The sequence below is a fragment of the Candidatus Symbiothrix dinenymphae genome, assembly GCF_001431085.1.
Genome location: NZ_BBRU01000025.1, coordinates 1 through 1,386, shown reverse-complemented (window position 1 = coordinate 1,386; position 1,386 = coordinate 1). Strand labels below are relative to the sequence as shown.

Genomic DNA, 1,386 nt, shown 5'->3' with positions numbered 1-1,386 from the left:
CGTGATTTCGCTGAATTTAACCGGTTTTTTCGTGCCCACGTTCTTGTCGGCAAAAGCTGCCGTGCCGGTGGTGATATCTATTTCCACTTTGCCGTCGTCCAACGGAATTATACCGTCTATCAGAACCGCTCCATACAGCACTGTGGCGATGGTATCGCCATCATATACTTTGTCGCAGGCTGAAATGCCGGAGACCGTTACGGGCTTTTTCCGGATTGTTGCCGAATGGGTGGACTGAGCGGTCAGGACGTAATTGTCCTTTTGCGCACCTGCCAGCGTGAGGCCGGCAAAGGTAACCGGCTGAGTGCCTGCGGTGCTGTCATTAAATGCAACTGTTATGTTTGTGGCATCCACCGACACATCATCGCCGTTTATTTTGCCTGCAATCGTCGGCGTGCCGCTGTAAGTGGCAACTGTGGTGCCGTTGTAAACCGTATCATTGGCTGAAATGCCCGTGAGCGTAACCGGCTTGGGGTTAATATCGCCGCTTGTCGCAACCGGCAGTCCGCTCAATGCGTAATTGTCGGCAATGCCCGGTTTGAACCTGATGACGGTCAGGTTTACCGGCTTGCCCGTGCCTTTGTCTTTGGTGGTGAAGGCTGCGGTAATGGTGGCGCAGTCATTGGGCAACAGTGTGTCACCGGATACAAACCCGCTCAGTGTGAACGCATTAACGGTGGCGGTTGTGGTGCCATCGTAAGTTTTGGGGGCAATCGTAGCCCCCGTCAGGATGAGTGGGGCGGCAGAAATATTCGCCGTAGGACGAAAATTGGAAAGAGATAGCTGATAATTGCCACTCTGCGCACCGGTGAGCACAAAATCGCTAAATGTAACCGGTTTATTCGTGCCTTTATCTTTGCTGTTAAAAGTGCCTTCAACGCTTGTGGCATTTATGCTTACATCATCACCCGCAATCACGCCATTGAGAGTCGGCGTACCGTTGTAAGTGGCTGCTGTGGTGCCATCGTACAGTTTGTTGTTGGCAGAAATGCCCGTGAGGGTTACGGTTAGGGGCCTGATTGTGCCGCGTGCCGCAGGGTAGGAAGTGCTCAATGTGTAGTTGTTAGTCTTGGCATTTGCCTTAAGCGTGACATGCGTCAGAGTTACCGGCTGGGTTGTGCCTGACACATCTTTGCTGTCGAACGTAGCGGCAGCGGTGTAGTCTGTAATCATCAGCAAGTTTTCTCCATTTTGCAGTCCGTCAAATGTGACGGAGGAAACGGCGGCGTTTGTGCTGACTTGGTAATATTTTGTGATAATCGCAGCCGAACTCACCGTGAGGGGTGCCTTGTTAATCGTTGCCGTTACGGCGGTGGGCTGTGCTTGCAGCGTGTAGTTGTTCTTATCCTCCCCTGTGAGCGCGAAACCGCTGAATGTAACCGTTTT

At 52.4% G+C, this 1,386-nt stretch carries 1 protein-coding gene; it reads right to left on the bottom strand.

All coding sequences use genetic code 11. The features are described 5' to 3' along the window. The coding region (locus tag ASC50_RS00580) for a YDG domain-containing protein (protein ID WP_226995292.1) at positions 1-1,386 on the bottom strand (1,386 nt) is incomplete at both ends.